General features: G+C 65.8%; 17 protein-coding genes. 15 read left to right on the top strand and 2 right to left on the bottom strand.

All coding sequences use genetic code 11. The features are described 5' to 3' along the window. Positions 1 to 110: 110 nt before the first annotated feature. Positions 111 to 1,226 (bottom strand): hypothetical protein, encoded by a 1,116-nt coding sequence (locus tag J7I89_RS08045; protein WP_214968920.1) that lies wholly within the window; start codon positions 1,224 to 1,226, stop codon positions 111 to 113. 154 nt (positions 1,227 to 1,380) lie between these two features. Here J7I89_RS08045 and J7I89_RS08050 point away from each other — a divergent pair, with 154 nt between their 5' ends. The 10 genes from J7I89_RS08050 (at position 1,381) to J7I89_RS08095 (ending at position 16,205) form a co-directional block, all read left to right on the top strand. Next, on the top strand, positions 1,381 to 2,301 hold the full coding sequence (locus tag J7I89_RS08050; RefSeq protein WP_214968922.1) for a LysR family transcriptional regulator: 921 nt from the start codon (positions 1,381 to 1,383) through the stop codon (positions 2,299 to 2,301). A gap of 146 nt (positions 2,302 to 2,447) precedes the next feature. Then, on the top strand, positions 2,448 to 4,169 hold the full coding sequence (gene ilvD / locus J7I89_RS08055) for a dihydroxy-acid dehydratase (protein WP_214968924.1): 1,722 nt from the start codon (positions 2,448 to 2,450) through the stop codon (positions 4,167 to 4,169). A gap of 377 nt (positions 4,170 to 4,546) precedes the next feature. Then, the gene (locus J7I89_RS08060; protein WP_214968926.1) at positions 4,547 to 6,454 is read left to right on the top strand and encodes an acetolactate synthase large subunit; all 1,908 of its coding nucleotides are present in this window, start codon (positions 4,547 to 4,549) and stop codon (positions 6,452 to 6,454) included. A gap of 2 nt (positions 6,455 to 6,456) precedes the next feature. After that, the gene (ilvN, locus tag J7I89_RS08065; protein ID WP_055796055.1) at positions 6,457 to 6,969 is read left to right on the top strand and encodes an acetolactate synthase small subunit; all 513 of its coding nucleotides are present in this window, start codon (positions 6,457 to 6,459) and stop codon (positions 6,967 to 6,969) included. An 85-nt stretch (positions 6,970 to 7,054) separates the two neighbouring features. Continuing rightward, positions 7,055 to 8,080, top strand: a complete 1,026-nt coding sequence (gene ilvC, locus J7I89_RS08070) for a ketol-acid reductoisomerase (RefSeq protein WP_214968928.1) — start codon at positions 7,055 to 7,057, stop codon at positions 8,078 to 8,080. A 141-nt stretch (positions 8,081 to 8,221) separates the two neighbouring features. After that, entirely contained in the window at positions 8,222 to 9,811 is a 1,590-nt protein-coding gene (serA, locus tag J7I89_RS08075) for a phosphoglycerate dehydrogenase (RefSeq protein WP_214968930.1), read from the top strand. Between the two features lie 206 nt (positions 9,812 to 10,017). Then, complete coding sequence (locus tag J7I89_RS08080; RefSeq protein WP_214968932.1) at positions 10,018 to 12,813, top strand: ABC transporter permease; 2,796 nt, start codon at positions 10,018 to 10,020, stop codon at positions 12,811 to 12,813. Next, positions 12,810 to 13,565, top strand: coding sequence for an ABC transporter ATP-binding protein (locus J7I89_RS08085; RefSeq protein WP_214968934.1), 756 nt, complete (start codon positions 12,810 to 12,812; stop codon positions 13,563 to 13,565). The genes J7I89_RS08080 and J7I89_RS08085 overlap by 4 nt, the downstream gene beginning before the upstream one ends. Before the next feature lie 35 nt (positions 13,566 to 13,600). Continuing rightward, entirely contained in the window at positions 13,601 to 15,160 is a 1,560-nt protein-coding gene (metG, locus tag J7I89_RS08090; RefSeq protein WP_214968936.1) for a methionine--tRNA ligase, read from the top strand. A gap of 367 nt (positions 15,161 to 15,527) precedes the next feature. Beyond that, on the top strand, positions 15,528 to 16,205 hold the full coding sequence (locus J7I89_RS08095; protein WP_214968938.1) for a hypothetical protein: 678 nt from the start codon (positions 15,528 to 15,530) through the stop codon (positions 16,203 to 16,205). Between the two features lie 161 nt (positions 16,206 to 16,366). Here the strand turns inward: J7I89_RS08095 and J7I89_RS25915 are convergent, their stop codons facing one another. Then, the gene (locus J7I89_RS25915; RefSeq protein ID WP_374102008.1) at positions 16,367 to 16,456 is read right to left on the bottom strand and encodes a hypothetical protein; all 90 of its coding nucleotides are present in this window, start codon (positions 16,454 to 16,456) and stop codon (positions 16,367 to 16,369) included. 75 nt (positions 16,457 to 16,531) lie between these two features. Here J7I89_RS25915 and J7I89_RS08100 point away from each other — a divergent pair, with 75 nt between their 5' ends. The 5 genes from J7I89_RS08100 (at position 16,532) to J7I89_RS08120 (ending at position 21,260) form a co-directional block, all read left to right on the top strand. Then, positions 16,532 to 17,185: a class F sortase gene (locus tag J7I89_RS08100; protein WP_374102009.1), complete on the top strand. Its 654-nt coding sequence runs from the start codon at positions 16,532 to 16,534 to the stop codon at positions 17,183 to 17,185. Positions 17,186 to 17,271: 86 nt separating this feature from the next. Then, positions 17,272 to 18,324 (top strand): 3-isopropylmalate dehydrogenase, encoded by a 1,053-nt coding sequence (locus J7I89_RS08105; protein WP_214968942.1) that lies wholly within the window; start codon positions 17,272 to 17,274, stop codon positions 18,322 to 18,324. 100 nt (positions 18,325 to 18,424) lie between these two features. Continuing rightward, the gene (locus J7I89_RS08110) at positions 18,425 to 19,537 is read left to right on the top strand and encodes a branched-chain amino acid aminotransferase (protein ID WP_214968944.1); all 1,113 of its coding nucleotides are present in this window, start codon (positions 18,425 to 18,427) and stop codon (positions 19,535 to 19,537) included. A 103-nt stretch (positions 19,538 to 19,640) separates the two neighbouring features. Continuing rightward, positions 19,641 to 20,438, top strand: a complete 798-nt coding sequence (locus J7I89_RS08115; protein ID WP_214968945.1) for an MBL fold metallo-hydrolase — start codon at positions 19,641 to 19,643, stop codon at positions 20,436 to 20,438. Positions 20,439 to 20,483: 45 nt separating this feature from the next. Then, a complete protein-coding gene (locus J7I89_RS08120; RefSeq protein ID WP_214968947.1) occupies positions 20,484 to 21,260 on the top strand; it encodes a fumarylacetoacetate hydrolase family protein in 777 nt (258 codons plus the stop codon). The last annotated feature ends 38 nt before the right edge of the window (positions 21,261 to 21,298 follow it).

The raw sequence follows: 21,298 nt of genomic DNA on the forward strand, positions 1-21,298 counted from the left end.
TCCTTCTCACTCTTGCCGTCGTCACTCTTTATTCCGCCGTGGTGCTGGTGCCCGTCATTACTGTCTCTTTGTCAGCTGGCAGCCGCTCGTGTTCAGGGCCGCGACCGTCTTCAGCGCCGCGAGCGGCGCGGTGCGCGGAATCCGGCAGCCTCGGCATGCGCCGCAGTCAGGAACCACACTTCGGCCCTGGCCTCCACATAACCGGAGCTGTCTTCGTCGTAGTAGGTCATGGAACTGACGTCGCCCTTCACAACGTAGCCATCGGGCCCGCTGCCGTCCGCCGCCGCTGCCGCCGATCCTTCGCCGTAGGGCTGGCCCGGTTCCCCGCCCAGGACCGGTTCCCCGCCTTGGCCGGTTTCCCGATCCAAGTCCGCGGCGCCTCCCGGACCCTGGGCCTCCTGGCCGGACGGCTCGGCCTCATGGCTCGCGGCGGCCTCCGTGGCGGCGGAAGACGCGATCCGCTGCTGGGTTTCTGCCTCGGCATCGAACGCCTCGGCCGCGGCAGATTCGGCCCCGGGCAGCGTGGGGGCGTGCGGTACCGTGTACTCGGCGTGATGTGTGGGAGCGGCGGTCTGGGCCGCCGGGGCGGGTGGCGTCGCTGCGGAGGACGTGCCGCCGGTTCCTTGCGCTGCAGTAGCCGCGGACGTGCCGCCGGCTTCGGACCACTGGGCGTCCCATTCGGCCTTGTCCTCGTCATCATCCCAATCATCGACATCTCCGCCGGCAGGGGAGTGGCCCGGAGCCGAAGACGGGCTATCCCAGGTGTCGGCGGCCGCAGCGGACGGTGCCTGTCCCGTCGCAGCAGAACCGGGCGTGCCAACGTCCGGCTCTTCCGCCGAGGGGCGCGGCGTAGCGGCGTCCCACGACTCGATGTCCGGCTCAAGGTCCTCAGGCTCGGCCTGGGTGGCCGCGGGGGAGCCCTGCCGCGCCGGCGCTTCCGCGGCTGCCGGGCCGGCGTCCGGCTCGGTCGTCCTGCCCGCGCCGGTGGCCATGCCGGTGGTGGCAGCAGCAGCCGACGCTGCGGCGGCGGACGCGGCCGTGCCGCCGGCCTGCGGCCGCTCAGAGGCCGTGACGTCACCCTGGGCGCCGGTGGAAGCCGCGGAAGTTACCTGGTCAGTGCGGGCCGAATCCTGGGCTGCCGCCGTATTGCCCGAATTGCGGTTCAGCAGCCACCAGACGACGGCGATGATCAATACGATGACGATGACCCAGATAATCCACTCCATAGCAAAGCCCTTCTGTCCACGAGGCGAGGTTGCCGTTGCTTGACGGTACGTCGCTGTCAATACGGCTGTCTAGGTTTGTCAATGCCCGGCGGGCACCGGTCGGTATGGATAAGGAGCATTCAAGAGTCCTCCGTCCGTGACGTAGCCTCGCTTCATGGACTTCAAGCGGCTCCGCATACTCAGGGAACTGGCCGATAGGGGATCAGTCGGTGCCACGGCTGAGGCGTTAGGCGTAACGCCCTCCGCCGTCTCACAACAGCTGAAGACCCTGCAGGACGAACTTGGCGTCGTGCTGGTGGAGAAGTCCGGCCGGGGCGTGAGGCTCACGGAGGCGGGGGCCGCGATGGCCCGCGCGGCCGCGGAGGTCGCGGTCGCCATGGCCCGGGCCGAGGCGACGGTGGACACCTACCGCCGAGGCTGGCAGACGCGGGTCAAGGCCGCCTTCTTCCCGAGCGCCGCGGAAATGCTCCTGCCCGGGCTGCTGCACAGGGTGAAAGCCATCGACGGGCTGCACTTCGAGGCGCACCTGGAGGATCCCATGGTGGCGGGATTCGCAAGCCTCGCGGCGGACTACGACATCGTCCTGGCCCACAGCGTCGACGGGCCGGACGTCTTTGCGCGGCGTGGCCTCGTGGTGGTGCCGCTGCTGAACGAGCCGCTGGACGTGGCCATTCCGGCCGGCCACGTCCTGGCTTCGAAGACGAGCCTGACGGCCCAGGATGTGGTCGGATTTCCCTGGATGGGAGTCCCTGAAGGGTTCCCGTTCGACAGTGTGCTTCAGCAGATCGAGGCGCAAGCGGGCGCCACCGCCGTGCGCGCCCAGCTCTTTGCCGACCTGCGTGTACTGGAGGCCCTCGTCAGTTCGGGCCACGGGCTGTCGCTGCTCCCTCGCTACACCTCACTGGGAAACCAGGGGCACGGATTCGTCCTCCGTCCGCTGACCGGAGTCACCGCGCGCCGCAGTATCGTGGCGCTGGCACGGCCGGAGGTGGCGGCGCGGTCCACGATCCAGCAGGTCCTGGGCATGCTGAGCGATGAGGCCAGGACCCTGACGGACAGCGTGGAGCGGACGTGATCCCGGCCACGAAAGCGCGGCATTCCCCAGCGGCGGTCCACTATATGAGATAAGAGTCCACTATCTGATCGAAATATTCCCGGATTTCCGCTTAACGGGCCGCCCCCGGTCGTTGGCTCCCTCGCCGGAGTCATAGACTTTGACCCATGAGTGAGGACACCGTGATCGCAACCGAGAACAAGATTGACATCAAGCCCCGCAGCCGGGTCGTCACCGACGGGATCCATGCCGCCCCCGCGCGCGGTATGTTCCGCGCAGTCGGCATGGGCGATGACGACTTCGCGAAGCCCCAGATCGGCGTTGCGAGTTCCTGGAATGAAATCACTCCCTGCAACCTTTCCCTCAACCGGCTGGCCCAGGGCGCCAAGGAAGGCGTCCACGCCGGCGGCGGCTTCCCGATGCAGTTCGGAACCATCTCAGTCTCCGACGGCATTTCCATGGGCCACGAGGGCATGCACTTTTCCCTCGTCTCCCGCGAGGTCATCGCCGACTCCGTGGAAACGGTAATGCAGGCCGAGCGCATTGACGGCTCCGTGCTGCTGGCCGGCTGCGACAAGTCCCTTCCGGGCATGCTGATGGCAGCCGCGCGCCTGGACCTGGCCAGCGTCTTCCTCTACGCAGGCTCCATCATGCCCGGCTGGGTCAAGCTGGAGGACGGCTCCGAAAAGGAAGTCACCCTGATTGACGCGTTCGAGGCCGTGGGCGCGTGCGCGGCAGGCAAGATGAGCATGGGCGACCTCGACCGCATCGAACGCGCCATCTGCCCCGGCGAAGGCGCCTGCGGCGGCATGTACACGGCGAACACCATGGCCTGCATCGGTGAGGCCCTGGGCATGTCCCTGCCCGGTTCGGCCGCTCCGCCCTCCGCTGACCGCCGCCGCGACGAGTTCGCCCGCAAGTCCGGCGAAGCCGTGGTCAACCTGCTTCGTCTCGGCATCACCGCCCGCGACATCATGACCAAGAAGGCGTTCGAAAACGCCATCGCCGTCACCATGGCGTTCGGTGGATCCACCAACGCAGTCCTGCACCTCCTCGCGATTGCCCGCGAAGCCGAGGTCGAGCTGACCCTCGATGACTTCAACCGCATCGGCGACAAGATCCCGCACCTGGGCGACCTGAAGCCGTTCGGCCGCTACGTGATGACCGACGTCGACAAGATCGGCGGCGTTCCGGTGATCATGAAGGCACTGCTCGACGCCGGGCTGCTGCACGGTGATTGCCTCACCGTCACCGGCAAGACCCTGGCGGAAAACCTTGCGTCCATCAACCCGCCGGACCTTGACGGCAAGATCCTCCGCGCCCTGGACAACCCGATCCACAAAACCGGCGGAATCACCATCCTGCACGGTTCCATGGCGCCGGAAGGCGCCGTCGTGAAGAGTGCGGGCTTCGACGCCGACGTCTTCGAAGGCACCGCCCGCGTGTTCGAACGCGAACAGGGTGCTCTTGACGCACTCGACAAGGGCCAAATCAATAAGGGCGATGTCGTGGTCATCCGCTACGAAGGCCCGAAGGGCGGCCCGGGCATGCGCGAAATGCTCGCCATCACCGGCGCCATCAAGGGTGCGGGACTGGGCAAGGACGTCCTGCTGCTGACCGACGGCCGCTTCTCCGGCGGGACCACCGGTCTGTGCATTGGCCACGTGGCGCCGGAAGCCGTCGACGGCGGGCCCATCGCCTTCGTCAAGGACGGCGACCGGATCCGCGTCGACATCGCCGCCCGCAGCTTCGACCTGCTGGTGGACGACGCGGAGCTCGAGTCCCGCAAGGTCGGCTGGCAGCCCCTGCCGGCCAAGTTCACCAAGGGCGTCCTGGCCAAGTACGCCAAGCTGGTGCACAGCGCCTCCACGGGCGCATACTGCGGGTAGCGCCACGCAGTCCGGCGGCTGAACCCACCTGAGTCGCAGTAGATGTCGTTATGAGCTCTGAAAACGACATCTACTGCGACCCAGTTGGGGGAGGCGGCCATTTGGTGGACAATGATGTCCAAATGGTGAGATCGCTAGTCGCTTCGTTGACACGCGTCTGACCTAGAGGGAAAACTGAACGCATGATCGCATTCGTTACCGTCGGCGCCGTCGTCGTCCTTACCAAGCGCGTGGCTCCATAGCCCGACTGGTAACGAACTGTCACGCGCAACCCCTCGAAGAGCCGCCAGGCTGAGGGGTTTTTTTATTTTCCAGCGTGGCAACGTTCAGCTTCACCCAGCACCGCCCCAATTCAAGATCCACTAAGGAAGAGTCCGATGAGCAAAGGATCGCCGATCAGCCCCTCGCTGATGGCTACTAAGTCCGCTGGAGCCCCCAAGGCTCCGGAACGCGCCGACCGGACGGCTGAAACCGCCGTCGGCGTCGACACTGCTGCAACCGCCTCTCCTGTACTTGGGCCGAACAACGTCGTACCCCCGACGGTGATGACCGGCTCGCAAGCAATTGTCCGTTCGCTCGAAGAACTCGGCGTCGACGATATTTTCGGTTTGCCCGGTGGCGCGATCCTGCCCACCTACGACCCTCTGATGGCCTCCAAAATGAACCACGTTCTGGTCCGTCACGAGCAGGGAGCCGGCCACGCCGCGCAAGGCTACGCCATGGTTACCGGGCGGGTGGGCGTCTGCATCGCCACCTCGGGTCCCGGTGCCACCAACCTCGTCACCGCCATCATGGATGCGCACATGGACTCCGTTCCGCTTGTGGCCATCACCGGCCAGGTCTCCAGCGGAGTGATCGGCACCGACGCCTTCCAGGAAGCGGACATCGTGGGCATCACCATGCCCATCACCAAGCATTCCTTCCTGGTGACGGACCCCAACGACATCCCCCATGTCATGGCCGAGGCGTTCCACCTCGCCTCGACGGGCCGCCCGGGTCCTGTCCTTGTTGATGTTGCCAAGGACGCCCAGCAGGGACAGATGACGTTCTCCTGGCCGCCGAAGATCGACCTGCCCGGCTACCGGCCGGTGGTCCGCGGCCACAACAAGCAGGTCCGTGAGGCGGCAAAGCTGATCGCCGCCGCCAGCAAGCCGGTGCTGTACGTCGGCGGCGGCGTGGTCAAGGCCCACGCCGCGGCCGAGCTCCGAGAGCTGGCGGAAGTGACCGGCGCGCCCGTGGTGACCACACTGATGGCCCGCGGCGTCTTCCCGGACTCGCACCCCCAGCACGTCGGCATGCCCGGCATGCACGGCACGGTGTCCGCCGTGACGGCCCTGCAGCAGTCGGACCTCCTCATCACCCTGGGGGCCCGGTTTGATGACCGCGTCACCGGCATCCTGAAGACCTTCGCGCCCAACGCCAAGGTGATCCACGCAGACATCGACCCCGCCGAGATTTCCAAGAACCGCACGGCGGACGTCCCGATTGTCGGATCGGTCAAGGAAATCATTCCGGAACTGACCGAAGCCGTGCGCACCCAGTTCACAACCTCGGGCACGCCGGACCTGACCAGCTGGTGGGCCTTCCTGAACAACCTGAAGGAAACCTATCCGCTGGGATGGACCGAGCCCGAAGACGGACTCAGCGCACCCCAGCGCGTCATCGAGCGTATCGGCGCCCTCACCGGCCCCGAAGGCATCTACGTCGCAGGCGTGGGCCAGCACCAGATGTGGGCCGCGCAGTTCATCAAGTACGAGCGCCCGCACGCCTGGCTGAACTCCGGCGGCGCCGGCACCATGGGCTACGCTGTTCCGGCCGCAATGGGCGCAAAGGTGGGGGAGCCGGACCGCGTGGTCTGGGCCATTGATGGTGACGGCTGCTTCCAGATGACCAACCAGGAACTGGCCACGTGCACCATCAACAACATCCCCATCAAGGTTGCCGTCATCAACAACTCCTCGCTGGGCATGGTGCGGCAGTGGCAGACGCTCTTCTACGAAGGGCGCTACTCGAACACGGACCTGAACACCGGCCACGACACCGTCCGCATCCCGGACTTCGTCAAACTGGGCGAAGCCTACGGCTGCGCATCCTTCCGCTGCGAACGCGATGAGGACATCGACGCCACTATCCAGAAGGCCCTGGAAATCAATGACCGCCCCGTGGTCATTGATTTCGTTGTCAGCCCCAACTCCATGGTGTGGCCGATGGTGCCCGCAGGGGTCAGCAACGACCAGATCCAGGTTGCCCGCAACATGACCCCGGAATGGGAAGAGGAGGACTGATCATGAGCCGCCATACACTGTCCGTTCTGGTCGAAGACAAGCCCGGTGTGCTGACCCGCGTGGCAAGCCTTTTCGCCCGCCGGGCCTTCAACATCAATTCCCTGGCCGTCGGCCCGACCGAAGTTCCGGGCATGTCCCGGATGACCGTCGTCGTCGACGCCGACGGTGACCTGATCGAACAGGTCACCAAGCAGTTGAACAAGCTGGTCAACGTGATCAAGATTGTTGAACTGACTTCCGAATCTTCCGTACAGCGCGACCACATCCTGGTCAAGGTACGTGCGGATGCCGCAACTCGTCTGCAGGTGACCCAGGCTGCAGACCTGTTCCGCGCTTCAGTGGTCGACGTCTCCACCGACTCCGTGGTTATTGAAGCAACCGGCCATCCCGAAAAGCTCACGGCACTGCTTTCAGTGCTGGAGCCGTTCGGTATCCGCGAAATTGTGCAGTCCGGCACCTTGGCCGTTGGACGGGGATCCCGCTCCATGAGTGACCGGGCGCTGCGCTCCGCTTAGGCATTGCCCAAGCAGCACGCTCCGCCCGTAACCGCAGCACCAGAGACACCTAACTACAAAGAATCCACTCAAAGGAGACACCCAAGTGACTGAAATGTTCTACGACGACGACGCCGACCTGTCGATCATCCAGGGTCGCAAGGTGGCCATTGTCGGCTACGGCTCCCAGGGCCACGCCCACGCGCTGAACCTGCGCGATTCCGGCGTCGAGGTTGTCATCGCCCTCAAGGAAGGCTCGACGTCGATCGCCAAGGCCGAGGAAGCAGGCTTCACGGTCAAGAACGTTGCCGACGCCGCCGAATGGGCCGACGTCATCATGATCCTGGCACCGGACCAGCACCAGCGCTCGATCTACAACGACTCCATCAAGGACAAGCTGACCGCCGGCAAGGCGCTCGCCTTCGCCCACGGCTTCAACATCCGCTTCGGCTACATCCAGGCTCCGGAGGGCGTTGATGTCATCCTGATCGCTCCGAAGGCTCCGGGCCACACGGTACGCCGCGAGTTCGAAGCCGGCCGCGGCATCCCCGACATCATTGCCGTGGAGCAGGACGCTTCCGGTTCCGCCTGGGAGCTGGCCAAGTCCTACGCCAAGGCCATTGGCGGCACCCGCGCCGGTGTCATCAAGACCACCTTCACCGAAGAGACCGAAACGGACCTCTTCGGCGAGCAGTCCGTCCTGTGCGGCGGCGTGTCCCAGCTGGTCCAGTACGGCTTCGAGACCCTGACCGAGGCCGGCTACCAGCCGCAGATCGCCTACTTCGAGGTGCTTCACGAGCTGAAGCTCATCGTTGACCTCATGTGGGAAGGTGGCATTGCCAAGCAGCGCTGGAGCGTTTCCGACACCGCAGAGTACGGCGACTACGTCTCCGGCCCGCGCGTCATCACCCCCGAGGTGAAGGAAAACATGAAGGCTGTCCTCGCCGACATCCAGAACGGCGCCTTCGCCAAGCGCTTCATTGAAGACCAGGACAACGGCGGCGTCGAGTTCAAGGAACTGCGTGCCAAGGCAGAGTCGCACCCGATCGAGGCTGTTGGCCGCGAGCTGCGCTCCCTGTTCTCCTGGCAGCAGCAGGACCAGGACTATGTTGAAGGCTCTGCAGCCCGCTAAGGCTGAGGGTTCCTAGACCACCGGCTAGGGGCCCTTCAGAACACGACAGTGAGGCCGGGTTCACACTTAACAATGTGAGCCCGGCCTTTCCGTCAGCCTAGACTTGATTCATCCCCAGGACTGCAACGCAGAGGATCAGCCGTGTCAAAACCCGTAGTACTGCTCGCCGAAGAACTTTCGCCCGCCACAGTCGAGGCCCTTGGCCCGGACTTCGAAATCCGCCAGACCGACGGCGCCGACCGTTCCCAGCTGCTCTCTGCCATTGCGGATGTGGATGCCATCCTGGTCCGGTCCGCCACCAAGGTGGACGCCGAAGCCATCGCCGCGGCCAAGAACCTGAAGGTGATCGCCCGCGCCGGCGTCGGCCTGGACAACGTTGACATCAAGGCCGCCACGCAGGCCGGCGTCATGGTGGTCAACGCCCCGACGTCGAACATCGTCTCCGCCGCCGAACTCACCGTGGGCCACATCCTGAGCCTGGCCCGCCACATCCCGCAGGCCAGCGCCGCCCTCAAGGACGGCGAATGGAAGCGCTCCAAGTACACGGGCATCGAGCTGTTCGAGAAGAAGGTCGGCATCATCGGCCTGGGCCGCATCGGCGCCCTCGTGGCCGCACGCCTGCAGGGCTTCGACACGGAGATCCTGGCCTACGATCCGTACATCACCTCCGCCCGGGCGGCGCAGCTCGGCGTGAAGCTCGTGAGCCTCGACGAACTGCTGGCCCACTCGGACTTCGTCACCATCCACATGCCCAAGACCCCGGAAACCGTTGGCATGCTCGGCGCCGACGCCTTCACCAAGATGAAGCCCACCGCCTACGTCATCAACGTCGCCCGCGGCGGCCTCGTTGACGAGGAGGCCCTCTACACCGCCCTTCAGGACGGCCAGATCGCCGGCGCCGCCGTGGACGTTTTCGTCCAGGAGCCCAGCACGGACCTGCCGTTCTTCAAGCTGGACAACGTCGTGGTGACCCCGCACCTGGGCGCCTCCACGGACGAGGCCCAGGAAAAGGCCGGTGTATCCGTGGCCAAGTCGGTCCGGCTCGCCCTGGCCGGCGAACTGGTCCCCGACGCCGTGAACGTTGCCGGCGGCGTGATCGCCCCCGACGTCCGCCCGGGCATCCCGCTGATCGAGAAGCTGGGCCGGATCTTCACCGCGCTGACCCACGCCTCCCTGACCCAGATCGACGTCGAGGTCGCCGGTGAAATCGCCGCCCTGGACGTCAAGGTCCTGGAACTGGCGGCCCTCAAGGGAATCTTCGCCGACGTCGTCACCGAACAGGTCTCCTACGTCAACGCCCCCGTGATCGCCGAGCAGCGCGGCATCAACACCCGCCTGATCACCACTCCGGAGGCAGAGGACTACCGCAACGTCCTGACCCTGCGCGGTGCGCTGAGCGACGGCTCGCAGATCTCCGTCGCCGGCACCCTGACGGGCCCCAAGCAGGTGCAGAAGCTGGTCGGCGTCAACGGTTATGACGTCGAAATCCCCATCAGCGAACACCTCGTGGTGGTCTCCTACGCTGACCGGCCTGGCGTCATCGGCACCATCGGACACATCCTTGGCATGAACAACATCAACATCGGCGGGATGCAGGTCGCACGGCAGGCTGAGGGCGGCCAGGTGCTCGCGCTGCTCACCATCGACACCTCCGTTCCGCAGCAGGTGCTTGACGCCATCAAGGCCGGCATCGGTGCCGAAATGGTGCGTGAAGTGGACCTCGAAGACTAGGGTCCTTTCCCCAAGGTGAACTCCGCGTCGCTTGGAGTCCACCTTGGACCAGTATGATTGGCCGGTCTGCGTACAATGGCTAGGTTCGAAATTTCAGGATCTCGCCGGCAGGCCGGCCAATACTTTTTGCACGCCCGCAAGGGAAACCCCTCCACATCCACCGGTGATCGTGGCGTGCACACGCAATCCAGGTTTCAGGGAGCTCAATGAACGCCGTCCAGAGGTTCATCAGAAGCAAAGTGCTGCTGCTGACCGCTGCCATTTTGATCGTCGCCATGTGCCTGTCCGTCCTCATCCAGAATCAGTCGCAGGCAGCGCTGAATCGGACCGTGGACGAGAACTCGCGCGGGCTCTATGACATCCTGGTCCAGGCCAAGGCGGGGTCCGGCGGTGCCCTGGTGCAGCCCGAGATCGCCAACGGCCAGGGCGGGATCAGATTTGACCAGCTTCAGGGCATCCGTGACCTGTCCGGCACTTCGGTGGCGGCGCCCATCAGCCTGGTCTCCCGTGTCACGCAGAACCTGGAAGCCCCCAGGCTGGAAGCGATGGACTACCTCGGCTTCAACGAAGGCCTCGTGGGCACGGCGACGGCCGGCCAGCCCGGCGGCACCGACCCCAGCAAGTGGCCCGCCGCGCAGTCCGTGCTGAGCGAGACCCCCAAGAAGTACCGCCTGACTGCCAGCGCCACGAGCTCCGATGGCGCCTCCGAGCAGACCCTCTTCAAGTCGACGGCCGAAGGATCACTCGGCAAGGCCCGGCTCGTGGAGGAAGAGGTCGAGGGCGGCAAGAGCATCCGCATCGCCGGCCCCGAAGGGGAGACGGGCATCAAATTCCCCGCACCTGCCGGAGGCTCCGAGCACAACCTCTTCAATCTGTCCGTTGCCCTGCCCTTGGCGCCGGAGGTCACGGAGTCCGTGGTCGCCGTCGACCCCGTTTCGGAGCGCGCTCTGCTGGGGACCTCGGGAGACTTCCTGGCCCCGCTGGAGAAGGCGCCGCCGGCGGATGCCCGCAGCGCCGCGGCGATCGGCCGCCATTTCGAAAGCCTCTTCACCAACGGCATCGGCATGAAAGAGCTCGAGGAGGGGCCGGACTTCCTGGGCGTCAAGCTCAAGTACTGGGCACCGCTGATGACCCAGTACCAGCAGGCGAAGCGCAGCGGCGAGCTGACCGAGGATTCCCAGGCCATTCCGCTGATTGTCCGCTCCGGCACGTCCCTTGACCTGAAGTACTCCGTGAAGATCGAGGAAATCGATGATTCAGGGAACGTGGTCAAGGAGATCGGGACGGCGGACCGCTCCCTGGACAAGGACTACCTTCCGTTCGTGTCCAAGTCGCCCTTCGCGCTTTCCTGGCCCGGCTCCACGGACTACTCCGAGCTGCTCGGCAACTCCGCGAACTTCAGCCGCGGGCTCTACAGCCCCGCAACGTGGAGTACCAACTTCGCCTCCGCGCCCAAGTACACCGACGGCTCCACCGCAGGCAACGGCGCCACCGACAAGACCGCCACCCCCGGTGAGTGGGTCACCGTCAACCGCCTTCCGGAGAAGACGGCCAGCGGGGAACCCGTTGACCAGACCCAGCGCAACCCTGTGGACGAGCGCTCCTACCGGGAGAACCTCGAAACGGGCAAGAAGCTGGCGACGCCCCTCGCCATGGTTTACGGCACGTTCGATCCCGCCGCCGTGCAGGCAGCGGCCGGGGACGTCAACCGGCTTCCGCTGGGCGGCTACGACCCGACGCCGATGACCCTTACCAAGGACGCCGAGGGCAAGGACGTCCAGGATGCCGCACTCAAGCCGTCCCTGAGCGCCACGGGGCTGGTCAGCCAGTCCGCCGGGGCAATCACGGATTACTACGGCCTGGCGGCAGCCCGCGGCTACGAGAAGAACGCGTCAGTCATTGACGCCGTGCGCGTTCGCGCCAGCGCCCCCGGCAGCTGGAAGCAGGCCCAGCCGGACGTGGAGAAGCTCGCCAACGAGATCCGGGACATGGGACTGGAAGCCACGATTGTGGCCGGCTCCTCACGCGAGGACGCCAGCATCTTCGTTCCCGGCTACTCCAAGGACGACGCCGGCAAGGAGTCTGCGCTGGGCACCGTCCAGCAGTCGTGGGTCAGGCAGGATGCCGCCGATGCCGTGTCCGGCTCGCTGACCGCAACGAACCTCACCCTGCTCTTCCTGACTCTCTGCGGTGCCGCGCTGCTCACCGGCGCATCGACCGTGAGCTACATCCGGCAGCGGCGCCGCGAGGCGGGAACCCTGCGGGCCATGGGGTGGACGCAGCGGCGCATCCGCTCGTGGGTGCTGGAGGAATTCGCCGTGGGCGCAGGTCTGCTCGCCGTCGCTGGGGTCGTCCTGAGCATGCTCAGCTGGAACCTCGCCACCGTGATTGTCTCGGCATCCGTGCTGGTCCTCTATCTGGCTGCGGCCTTCTTCGCCGCCCAGATGCTGCGCCACCGCGAGGAAGTTGACCAGGAACCGCAGCATGACGAACGGCTCATCGCCGTCGACTCTCCACTGACCTTCGCCAACCGCCAGCTGAGCACCAACCGCTTCAACGCGATTTCCCTCGCCGTAGCGGTCGGCGTGTTCGGTGCCGCGGTGGGAGGCCTGGTCGCCCTGCTGATCGACATCCCGCGGGCCGCAGGGGCCAGCGCGCTCAGCGGCCTTGCCGCCGCAAGCGTGGCCCTGCCGAGCATCGTCCTGGGCCTCTCCGGAGTTGCCGTGGGGCTCGTGCTGACACTCGTGACCGGCCGCTTCGAGCTGCAGGCCAAGCGCCAGTACCTCGGAACGCTGGAGGCCATGGGCTGGAACCCCGACATGCTCGGCCAGGTCCGGTTCTTCGAAAATGCCCTGGTGGGAGCGGTCGCGGTTCCGCTGGGGGTGCTCGGTGCCCTCGGCGTCGGCCTGCTCCTTGCCCCCTATGCCGCACTCTGGGCCGCCGTGGCCGGGCTCGTGGCTGTACTTTGCTGGATTCCGATTGCAACGAAAGTGGTCCAATGACTAACGACCTGAACCTTCGCCGGGAGCGCGGGAACAACGACGGCGGGGGCTCGCACCAGACGCGCGCCAACACCCTCGTCAAGGCCGCCGATCATGCTACCCCGCTCGAGCTGAGCAATATCACCATCCGCTACGGCGGCGGAAAAGGCGGCGCCGAGGCCGTGAGCGTGGTGGAGGGCTTCGACCTGACCCTCCACGCCGGCGAGATGCACTGCGTTGCCGGCCGGAGCGGCTCAGGCAAGACCAGCATCCTGACCGTCGGCGCGGGGCTCACCCTGCCGACGTCGGGCCGGGTGATGTGGGAGGGTGAGTCCCTCGAAAGCATGGGCGACGACGAGATCGCCGACCGGCGGCGTGCACTGATCGGCTACGTTGACCAGGGCGGGGCACTGATCGACGGCATGAGCGCCCTCGAAAATGTCCTTCTGCCGGCAGTCCCGGACGGCGAAGTGGACCAGCGCCGCGACATGGCCAAGGACCTGCTGGACCTCGTGGGCCTCGGCCGGCGGATGCGGCACCGCCCCGCGCAGCTGTCCGGCGGCGAGCGGCAGCGCGTCGCCATTGCCCGCGCCCTGATCCTCGGTACGCGCGTGCTGGTGGTTGACGAGCCCACCGCGAGCCTTGACCGGGCCTCGGCCAACCGCATCATCAGCATTCTGAAGGACACGACGTCCGACGGCATTGCCGTGCTGGTGGCGTCACATGACCACGAACTGGTCCGGCTGAGCGATACCCTGACCGAACTGATCTAGATTCATCCCTCCGTACTAAAGGTAATTTCCCGCCCGTGACTTCTTCAGAAAAGCGCCCGTTCTACATCACCACGGCCATCAGCTACCCCAACGGCGTGCCGCACATCGGCCACGCCTACGAGGTCATTGCCACCGATGCCATGGCGCGGTTCAAACGGCTGGACGGCCACGATGTCTTCTTCATGACCGGCACTGATGAGCACGGCCTGAAGATGCAGCAGTCGGCGGAGAAGGAAGGCCTGACGGCGAAGGAACTGGCGGACCGGAACTCCGCTGCGTTTCAGCAGATGGAGCAGGACCTGGGCATCTCCCATGACCGCTTCATCCGCACCACGGACGAGGACCACTACGCCGCGTGCCAGGAAATCTGGCGCCGGATGGAAGCCAACGGCGACATCTACCTGAGCAAATACGAGGGCTGGTACTCCGTCCGCGACGAGGCTTACTACGTGGAAGACGACACCGTGGTCAAGGAGGACGGCGCCCGGTACACCAAGGAGTCGGACACCCCCGTGACCTGGACCGCCGAGGAGAGCTACTTCTTCCGGCTGTCGGCCTACCAGGACAAGCTGCTGGCACTGTACGAGGCACAGCCTGAATTCGGCGCCCCGCAGTCCCGCTTCAACGAGGTCATCAGCTTCGTGCGGCGCGGCCTGGAAGACCTGTCCATCAGCCGCACCACGTTCGATTGGGGCGTGCCCGTTCCCGGGGACGAAAAGCACGTCATGTACGTCTGGGTCGACGCCCTGACGAACTACCTCACAGGAGTCGGCTACCCTGACGTCGATTCGGAATCGTTCAAGAAGTACTGGCCCGCCGACGTGCACGTGATCGGTAAGGACATCTCTCGCTTCCACGCCATTTACTGGCCGGCGTTCCTGATGAGCGCGGGCCTCGAGCTGCCCAAGCGGATCATGATCCACGGGTTCCTGCAGAACAACGGGGTCAAGATGTCCAAGTCGCTGGGCAACGTGGTGGCGCCGTCCGACTTCGTGGCCCAGTACGGCCTCGACCAGGTCCGGTTCTTCTTCCTGCGCGAGGTTCCCTTCGGCGCCGACGGCAGCTACAACCACGAAGCGATCGTGGGGCGGATGAACTCTGACCTGGCAAACAATTTCGGAAACCTCGCCCAGCGGTCTCTGTCCATGGTGGCGAAGAATTGCGAAGGCCGCGTTCCCGTTCCCGGAGCGTTCACGCCTGAGGACACTGCCATCCTGGCCCAGGCCAACGCTCTCCTGGACCAGGCACGCACCGCCTTCGACAAGCAGGAATTCAGCCGCGCCCTCGAAGCGATCTGGGGCGTGCTGGGGGACACCAACGCCTACTTCGCCGAGCAGGCCCCCTGGGTCCTGCGGAAGACCGACGTCGAACGCATGCAGACGGTGCTGTACGTGACCCTTGAGGTGCTGCGCATCGTGGCCATCCTCGCGCAGCCGGTGATGCCGACGGCGACGTCCGCCCTGCTGGCGACGCTCGGCCAGCCGGAGGGTGATGCCCGCCAGTTCGGCGCCATCCCGACGCCGATCGCCGCGGGCACCGAACTGCCGGCACCCGCCCCGGTGTTCCCGAAATACGAGGAACCGGCCGACTCCTGACCGTGCCAGGCTGCGGCGGATTTCCGCCGCTGCGCCGCCCCTCGCCCCCTTGCCTCGGTTCACCTGGGCAAGGGGGCTTTTTTTCTTCGTCCGCATGCCTTTTCGGCCGGTTTCCAAGTGGTGGCCAAGTACAAGTGGGTGACAAACCCGCCACTACCAAGTACTTGGCCGTCAAAGAAGGCGTACTGGCTACTCGGGACTGACGCAGAGCCACATCCTACGCTGAAAAGGCAAGCAGACTAACCACACCCTTGGGAGTATCCATCACCCTTGATCCCACCGTTTGACGTTCGAACAGTGGTCCCTTGGAAGGCAGAAATACCCCGTGGTCTGGTCGGTTTGAACCAGAAGTATGGAGGGACACGAAATGAGACGAACTATAGCGGCTGTGGGGCTTTTGGGTCTTGGACTCCTGGGCACCACGATTCCGGCGGGTGCCGCGCCGGGCAACGGGCAGGGCGGTCCCGATTCGACCACCATCTGCCACGAAACGGGCTCAGACAAGAACCCGGTCATTGAGCATGACGTCAATGAGAACGCTCTTAACGGCGGTAACGGCGGCGAGAACGGCAATGCCGGCGGCAACGGCGGCGAGAACGGCAATGCCGGCGGCAACGGCGGCGAAAACGGCAATGCCGGAGGCAACGGCGGCGAGAACGGCAACGGCGGCGAGAACGGCAACGCCGGCGGCAACGGCGGCGGCAACGGCGCCGGCGAGGAATGTTACGAGGAGCCGCCGGCCGAAGAACCGCCAGCCGAAGAGCCGCCGGCCGAAGAGCCGGTGGTCAATCCCGTGGTCAAGCCAGTAGTCAAGGCTCCGGTGGTGAAGCCGGCAGCCAAGCCGGCGGCCCAGCCCGCGGCGGCAGTCCGCGTCCCCGTTGCCGCTCCCGCGGCGCCGAACGTTGGATACAACCTCGAAACAGCAGTAGGCAGGACGGACGCGGAAACCCCGGTATGGCTGGGCGCCGCAACAGGCCTGTTCATGGGCTTCTCCGTGCTGGTGCTGTGGAGAAGGAGAGAGGGCGCCAACAAGGCTGAAGGCTGAGCAGCACCATGCCTGGCGGGTGCCGCGCGTCGGAACGCGGCACCCGCCGCCTGTTGTTGACCCTGTTGAGCCTGTTGTTGATCCGCCCGGTTGCTGATTCAAGGAGTCATCGCATGGCCAGTAACCGCCGGTACCGGTGGCCGCGAAGCTGGCGGCTGAGCTCACATGCCACGAGTTCCGCCGGCACGCATGCCACCGAATCGCGCGCCACCGAACCGCATGCCACCGAATCGCGCGCCACCGAACCGCATGCCGCGGAATCGCGCGCCACCGAATCGGGCGCCACCGGAACGCGCGGGCGGTTGCTGCAATTTGCAGATCTGATTGTGCTGGCGATCTGCGGACTGGGGCTCGTGGCGGCCTGGCTTGTTTACGGCGCCGGTTCCGGGGGACACCACGAAAGGCCCCCCGAGGAGGCATCGGCAGTAATATCCGACGAGGAAGGTCAAGGCCTTCCGGCGCCGACGGCAACAGCCCTGGCGACTCCTTCTGGTAAGACCGTGGCCCCCGCTGCCCCGGTGGCTCCTCCGCGGCCGGCCTATGCTCCCGTACACATCTCATATCCGGCCGCGGACTTTGACGTCGTGGTGCATCCCCTGAAGCCGAGCAGCGGAGACAAGAAGAGCCAGACCATCGTGCCGCCGGAGACGATGGACGGCTACTGGCTCACGCCTTTCGGCAAGCTGGGTCCAGGGTCGGTCAACACCACCTATGTCTTCGGGCACAGCTGGGAGGGGCTGGACGCGCCGTTCAACCACCTGAGCACCGCTGCGGCTCCGGGCCAGGAATTCACCGTGACAACGTCCGCCGGCGTGCTGAAGTACAAGGTCGATTCAGTCACGACGTACACAAAGTCGGCTTTGAAGGACAGCGCCATCTGGTCGGTCGTTCCCAACCGCCTCGTCCTGATCAGCTGCTACACCGGAGATCTGTGGGGCAAGAACGTGGCGGTGGTCGCATCGCCGGTTCCGCGCCGGTAGTTGGCGGGCAGCCGCGGGGCCAAGGCCGTGTTCGAATAATGAGACAGTTTGACCAGAATGTGGATGCTTTGGCTACGCTGAAAAACATGAGCGCATCCACCATTAATCTTGCTGTCATCCCGGGCGACGGCATTGGCCCCGAGGTCATCGCAGAAGCCCTTAAGGTCCTGGAAAAGGTTGTTGCCGCCGAAGGCGTCACGCTTGAACAGACCCGCTACAAGCTGGGCGCCCAGCACTGGCTGGAGACGGGCGAAACGCTCCCCGACGCAGTCCTCGACGACCTGAGGACCCGCGACGCCATCCTCTTCGGCGCTGTCGGCGCGGCACCGGGGGACACCCGCATTCCCTCCGGAATCATCGAGCGCGAGATGCTCCTCAAGCTGCGCTTCAGCCTCGACCACTTCGTCAACCTGCGGCCCTCCAGGCTCTTCGGCGGCGTGGGCAGCCCGCTGGCCAATCCGGGAACCATTGATTTCATCGTGGTCCGCGAAGGAACCGAGGGCCCCTACGTCGGTAACGGCGGGACCCTGCGCGGCGGAACGCCCCACGAAGTGGCCACGGAAGTATCGCTGAACACCGCGTACGGCGTGGAGCGCGTCGTCCGCGACGCGTTCCGGCGCGCCAACGAACGGCCCCGCAAGAAGCTGACGCTCGTCCACAAGCACAATGTCCTCGTCTACGCAGGCCACCTGTGGAAGCGCACGGTCGAAGCCGTGGCGAAGGAGTTCCCGGAAGTCACGCACGACTACCTGCACATCGACGCCGCCACGATCTTCATGGTCACCGATCCTGCCCGCTTCGACGTGATCGTCACGGACAACCTCTTCGGGGACATCATCACGGACCTCGCGGCGGCGGTGACCGGCGGCATCGGACTGGCAGCCTCCGGCAACATCAACATGGACCGGACGGCTCCCTCCATGTTCGAGCCGGTCCACGGCTCGGCGCCGGACATTGCGGGCCAGCAGAAGGCGGATCCCACAGCCGCCATCCTCTCCGCTGCGCTGCTGCTGGAACACCTGGGCTACTCCGCTGCGGCCCGCCGGATCGAGTCCGCGGTGGTGGCCGACGTCGAGAGCCGCAACGGGGAGTCGCGGAGCACAAGCGCCATTGGCGATGCCATCGCCGCGGCCGTTTAGGCCCTGCCAGCAAGCGTAAGCTTGACCTGAATCACCAATTGCTGCCGTGGTCCGACGCTGAACCACATTCAGATACCAGGCAGCCGACCGTGGAGGAACCATGACTCAGACTGCCCATGGCGTCGAATTCACCCAGCAGCCCTCGGCAACCCCGAAGTCCGCTGAAGAACGTGCTGCCATCCTGGCGAACCCGGGATTCGGCAACTATTTCACCGACCACACCGCCATCGTCGACTACAGCGTCGACGCCGAGGGCAAGGGCGGCTGGCATGATGCCCGGGTCGAGGCCTACGGACCCATCATGCTGGATCCGTCGGCCGCTGTCCTGCACTACGGCCAGGAGATCTTCGAGGGCCTCAAGGCCTACCGCCACGCTGACGGTTCCATCTGGACGTTCCGGCCGGAGGCCAACGCCGCGCGCATGAATAAGTCCGCCCGCCGCCTGGCCCTTCCCGAGATTCCCGCGGAGTACTTCCTCGGCGCCATCCGTGAACTCGTGACCGCCGACAAGGAGTGGGTCCCGTCCGGCGACGGCGAAGCCCTGTACCTGCGTCCGTTCATGATTGCCACAGAGGCGTTCCTGGGTGTGCGCGCAGCGCGTGAGGTTTCCTTCCGGGTCATTGCCTCACCGGCCGGAAACTACTTCGGCGGCGAGCTGAAGCCGGTTTCCATCTGGATCTCCCGCGAGTACGCCCGGGCAGGGCGCGGCGGCACGGGTGCTGCGAAGTGCGGCGGCAACTACGCGGCCTCGCTGATCGCCCAGCAGGAAGCCGAGTCCCACGGCTGCAAGCAGGTGCTGTTCCTGGACCAGTTCAACGACAACGCGGTTGAGGAACTGGGCGGCATGAACGTCTTCTTCGTGATGAAGGACGGCTCGCTCGTCACCCCGGCACTGACCGGGACCATCCTGGAGGGCGTCACCCGCTCCTCGGTCATGCAGGTGGCGAGGGACATGGGCCGCGAGGTCACCGAACGCAAGATCACGCTGGATGAATGGCGTGACGGCGTGGCCTCCGGCGACATCGCTGAGGTCTTCGCCTGCGGTACTGCCGCCGTCATCACGCCCATCGGCGTGCTCAAGGACGCCACCGAGTTCATCGGTTCGGAGGATGCCAAGGCGGGCGAAACCACCATGGCCATCCGGGAGCACCTCCTGGGAATCCAGACCGGCAAGGTCGCGGACACGCACGGCTGGCTGACCCGGCTGGCCTGAGAATCCCTCATAAGTACGACGGCGGGTGCCCGGCGGTGCTGCTATGCCGGCCACCGCCGTCGCATTGGCGGAGTGCTGTTAGCGGAAATGCAAGAATAAAAGTGTGAATCCGGACACCACGCCAGCCTTAACCGCCAGCAGCCCGCTGACCAGGTACCGCCTGGCCCCCAATCCGGGGCCGATGAGCCTGGACGGCACTAACTCCTACGTCATCGCCGAGGCCGGTCATGTGGCTGCCGTCGTCGTGGACCCCGGGCCTGCCGATGAGCGGCACCTGCAGGAGTTGGCTGCCACCGGCTCGGTGGAGCTCATCCTGATTACGCACCGGCATGCGGACCACACCGCGGGGGCGGCCCGGCTGCACGAAATCACCGGAGCTCCCGTCCGCGCCGCCGATCCGGCGCACTGCCTTGCGGGGGCGCCGCTGCTTCCCGGCGAGACCGTCGCGGCCGGGGGGACCGAAATCCGGGTGGTGGCCACCCCGGGGCACACCTCCGATTCCGTCTGCTTCCACCTTCCCCTCGACGGCCCGGCCGGCTCGGTGCTCACCGGCGACACCATCCTGGGCCGCGGAACCACCGTGCTGGACCATCCGGACGGCAGGCTGAGCGACTATCTGTCCTCGCTGGACCGGCTGGAACTGCTCGGGCCAGCCACCGTCCTGCCGGCCCACGGGCCCGTCCTGCCGGCCCTCGACGCCGTGGTCCGCGCCTACCGCGACCACCGGCTGGACCGGCTGGCCCAGATCAGGGCGGCGCTCTCGGAGCTCGGCGGGGACGCCGGCGTCACTGAGGTCACCAACGTTGTCTATTCCGACGTCGATCCCTCCGTGCGGCGCGCAGCCGAGAATTCCGTTGCAGCCCAGCTGGAATACCTGCGCACGCTCCGTGACCGGACCTGAGACGGTGCGGCAGGGGAGCCGGGCCGAGACTGTAGGCTTGGAACCATGCGTATTGCCCGGTTTGTAGTCGATTCTGATCCCCTCTACGGCATTGTTGAAGGCCAGCCCGGCAGTGAGGAAATCACTGTCATCAACGGCGACCCCTTCTTCCACGGCGTGGAGCGCACGCACGTCCGCCACAAGCTGGAGGACGTGCGCCTGCTGGCGCCGATCATTCCGCGCAGCAAAGTGATCGGGGTGGGGCGGAACTTCGTGGAACACGCCCGCGAACTCGGCAACGAAGTGCCGCAGCAGCCGCTCCTGTTCCTGAAGCCGAACACCTCGGTGGTGGGTCCCAACGATCCCATCGTGCTGCCGGAGTTTTCCGACGAGGTCTCCTACGAGGCCGAACTCTGCGTGGTGATAGGCCGCATCTGCAAGGACGTTCCCGAGGAGCGCGTGGATGACGTCATCTTCGGCTACACCTGCGGCAACGACCTCACCGCCCGCGACGTCCAGAAAACCGACCTCCAGTGGGCCCGCGCCAAGGGCTTCGACACCTCGGCCCCGCTGGGCCCGTGGATCGAAACCGAACTGGACCCCGAGGACCTGTCCATCAAGGGCTGGCTCAACGGGGAGCTCCGTCAAGACGGCAGCACCAACCAGATGATCCGCGGCGTCCGGGAACTCGTCTCCATCGTCTCGAGCGCCTTCACGCTCCTGCCCGGTGACGTCATCATGACGGGAACGCCGGCCGGCGTGGACCTGGTGCAGGCCGGAGACCGGTACGAGGTCGAGATCGAGGGCATCGGCCGCCTGTCGAACCCGGTGGTCCGCCGCTGACCGTCGCGACTATTCCGGACAGCCGCCACGTGGGATCC

Origin of the sequence: Arthrobacter sp. ISL-5 (assembly GCF_018613835.1) — a bacterium.
GTDB lineage: Bacteria > Actinomycetota > Actinomycetes > Actinomycetales > Micrococcaceae > Arthrobacter.